1 rRNA gene is annotated in these 321 nt (G+C 56.1%); it reads right to left on the bottom strand.

Annotated elements, in window-relative coordinates:
* A 16S ribosomal RNA gene (locus A6013_RS24860) occupies positions 1-321 on the bottom strand; the annotation flags it as partial.

The following is a 321-nucleotide window of genomic DNA, read 5'->3' as shown; positions in this document are numbered from 1 at the left end:
CAGGTTGAGCCCGGGGATTTCACATCCGACTTGACAGACCGCCTGCGTGCGCTTTACGCCCAGTAATTCCGATTAACGCTTGCACCCTCCGTATTACCGCGGCTGCTGGCACGGAGTTAGCCGGTGCTTCTTCTGCGGGTAACGTCAATCGACAAGGTTATTAACCTTATCGCCTTCCTCCCCGCTGAAAGTACTTTACAACCCGAAGGCCTTCTTCATACACGCGGCATGGCTGCATCAGGCTTGCGCCCATTGTGCAATATTCCCCACTGCTGCCTCCCGTAGGAGTCTGGACCGTGTCTCAGTTCCAGTGTGGCTGGT

This window comes from Enterobacter sp. IF2SW-B1 (assembly GCF_001743375.1).
Lineage (GTDB): Bacteria > Pseudomonadota > Gammaproteobacteria > Enterobacterales > Enterobacteriaceae > Enterobacter > Enterobacter bugandensis.
The sequence above is the reverse complement of the archived record's forward strand: the minus strand, read 5'-3'. Positions and strand labels throughout refer to the sequence as shown.